This is a genomic window from Blautia sp. ZXY-1-C6, from assembly GCF_056339875.1.
Genome location: NZ_JBWJVQ010000299.1, coordinates 1 through 2,724 on the forward strand (window position 1 = coordinate 1; position 2,724 = coordinate 2,724).

Here is a 2,724-nt window from a genome sequence, read left to right on the forward strand (position 1 = left end):
CACTGAAAAATGCCACTAATTTTTTACTCATAATAAAAAGCCCCTTTCTATACGTATTTTTCACAAAAAAATAGATGTATAAGATTTACATTCATCTTACACATCTATTTTAAGCTCTATCGCTTCATTATGTCTAATGCTTATATTGAATTTTGTTTTATGCCTGAAAAGCATTAATCTCCTCGATCATTTTACGGACTGCCAAAGAATATGGGATATTCCGTCGCCAGGCAATCACTGTACTAGTCTTGATCTCAGGAGAAATTCTTCGCTGTACAAGAATATCCTCTCGCCAATACTTTGCAGCACCCTCAATTGAAATTGGATACCCCAGTCCATTTGCCGCCATAACTCCGGCATTCGTTCCAAGATTACTCGTAAAAGCAATCTGTAATTTTGAAAAGTCTTTCCCAAACCAGTTGGCAAGTTCACTTTGAACGTTCATTCTTTCCGGCAGGATCAAGGGCTTTCCAATAAGATCTTCTTTTTTTATAAACTCTTTTTCTGCCAGCGGATCATCCGGCCGCATTCCGACACACCAGTGATCGCAATCTGTGATCCGGATATAATCCAGCCCTTCGGTGTCCACCGGCTCCATGAATAATGCAATATCTACAATTCCTTTGTTCATCATCTCATACACTGCATCTGCTGTTGCAGTATGCAATACAATCTGAACCAGCGGATATTTTTCTTTATATGTTTTACATATCTTCGCCAATGTCTCCACTGCTGCAAATTCACCGCATCCAATGGTTATCGTGCTCTCTACAACCTCTTCTTTTCCTTTCAGTTCCTCAAGCGTCCTTTCCTCAAGATTAAGAATCTCCAAGGCACGCCTTTTTAATAAAATTCCTTCATCAGTGAGCGATATTTTCTTCCCGTTTCGAATAAATAATGTTATTCCCAGGTCCTCTTCAAATGCCGCCATTTGTCTGGATAGCGTTGGCTGGGTAATATGCAATTGTTCTGCTGCTTTTGTAAAGCTCTGTTCTTTTGCTACTGTTAAAAAATAGCGTAATAATCTTAATTCCATATCTTTATATTCCTACAAATTTTTCTTGTAACCATTCTATCATATTGCATCCCAGACATATCTGCCCAAAATACCGTGGGTTATTTTTGGATTATTTTCTAACCGCCTATGCCCTTCAGACTGTGATTTTACTGGCTTTTGGGCGAAGCTTTCAAAGAGTGCCGTGGCATATAAATAGTATTTTTATCATTGTTCTTATAACGCCTCTTCCTTTTCCACTATTATAGCTGATCGTACTTGGCCGCACTCCCTTTTGCCTTATCTACCGGATACTTTGCTTCATTCTGCGACATCTTCATATTTATGATTTCATCTGCATCCAGTTCCAGTTTGTCTAACAGATTCTGACTATAAACCAAAACATCCGCCAATTCCTCCTTGACATGTTGCAGATCATATTCTTCATCAGACCACTGAAAACACTCTAATAACTCTGCTGCCTCAATTACGATTGATTTTGCAAGATTTGCCGGCGAATGAAACTGATCCCAGTTTCGATCTTCTGTAAATTTTCTAATTCTGTCTATTGTTTCATACTTCATAATTAAATACTCCTTTATTTTGCTACTTCTAACAATGCTTTCTGACAAAGTGAAATTATTCAGTTCAGCATTTTTAGAGCGTGTCTGAAAAAAGCTTTCTGCAAGATGTGCGTCACAATTTGTGGGATATTTTGCCCGGATGAGGGCGCCGTAGTGGGCTACGGCAACTGAATTCGGGTGAAATATCCCGCAAAGTGGGGCGTGCAGATTGCGGGAATGATTTTTCAGACACGCTCTAATGTTTCATCAACACTATTTTATACATGCAGATTTTTCTGCATCTCTTCTTTAAATTCTCTTCCTTTAAACAATATCACTGCTACAAGAAACAGGAAACATATTAACGCTCCAAACATACTTACTGTTGGATTTTTCACCACTTTGCATAAGAGTAAGATTCCCGGAAGAATCAATCCGTATCCGGCAGCCATAATTTCGTAAATAAGATACTCTCGCACAGGACATTTCCGCACCTTAGCGATTACAAACATCGCTGTAAGTGTAGATACACTCATGATCGGCAGCACAAGATCTACAGACCAACTGTGCCAACCGGTCAGTGCATCCCATATAAAGCAGATAATAGTACCAATAAAAAGCTGCCACATCGCATTTTTCAGCAGGTTATAGCGTTTAAAAAATCCAATCGATGAGGCAATCCACATTGTCACAACGCCTCCGGCTGTGAATAAGGTCCAGCGAATTCTAGGATGGAAATTATACTCCGTAACAAGCATTGCTGCAACAATTGCAATACACAGAAAGCTATAAATTTTATAGACTTTCATTTCCTGTTCGCTTGGCTCATCTGTCTTTGGAAATTCAGGTTTTACTTTTTCAGATGCAATTCCCTGTTCTTTTAACAAGCGATAAAAATTACGTTCAATGTTCACTGTGTCGTATCTGGATGTAAATGCAAATGATAATTTATCCTGAAAAGAACACAAACACAATTCAAACTTAGGAGTGTTTGTGTACACACCAAATCGTTCAATATAAGGCACATAACTCGCATGCATTTTAACCGCACTCATATTAGAGAAGATTGCTGTCGTGTTCTTCTCTGAATATTTTGCCCCGGCCTGAATACATAGATTTTTCAGTTCCAAAGGTGCAAGCCTCAGAATCGGATGCAGTTCCAAAGCA

Annotated in this window: 3 protein-coding genes and 1 pseudogene; 1 reads left to right on the forward strand and 3 read right to left on the reverse strand. The window is 38.9% G+C overall.

Going from position 1 to position 2,724, the window contains the following annotated elements; all coding sequences use genetic code 11:
• Positions 1 to 157: 157 nt before the first annotated feature.
• Both AC075J_RS18325 and AC075J_RS18330 read right to left on the reverse strand, forming a co-directional pair.
• Complete coding sequence (locus AC075J_RS18325; RefSeq protein ID WP_055052408.1) at positions 158 to 1,036, reverse strand: LysR family transcriptional regulator; 879 nt, start codon at positions 1,034 to 1,036, stop codon at positions 158 to 160.
• A 221-nt stretch (positions 1,037 to 1,257) separates the two neighbouring features.
• Positions 1,258 to 1,578, reverse strand: coding sequence for a nucleotide pyrophosphohydrolase (locus tag AC075J_RS18330; RefSeq protein ID WP_008703857.1), 321 nt, complete (start codon positions 1,576 to 1,578; stop codon positions 1,258 to 1,260).
• 105 nt (positions 1,579 to 1,683) lie between these two features.
• Here AC075J_RS18330 and AC075J_RS18335 point away from each other — a divergent pair.
• Positions 1,684 to 1,764: pseudogene (locus tag AC075J_RS18335) on the forward strand (DUF6783 domain-containing protein); the annotation flags it as partial.
• A gap of 71 nt (positions 1,765 to 1,835) precedes the next feature.
• Here AC075J_RS18335 and AC075J_RS18340 read toward each other — a convergent pair.
• On the reverse strand, positions 1,836 to 2,724 hold an 889-nt coding region (locus AC075J_RS18340), incomplete at its 5' end, for a DUF6320 domain-containing protein (protein ID WP_476390600.1).

What these genes read in the sequence shown, in the direction of transcription:
- AC075J_RS18325 (WP_055052408.1), bottom strand. Translation starts at nt 1,036, where the DNA reads ATGGAATTAAGATTATTACGCTATTTTTTAACAGTAGCAAAAGAACAG.
- AC075J_RS18330 (WP_008703857.1), bottom strand. Translation starts at nt 1,578, where the DNA reads ATGAAGTATGAAACAATAGACAGAATTAGAAAATTTACAGAAGATCGA.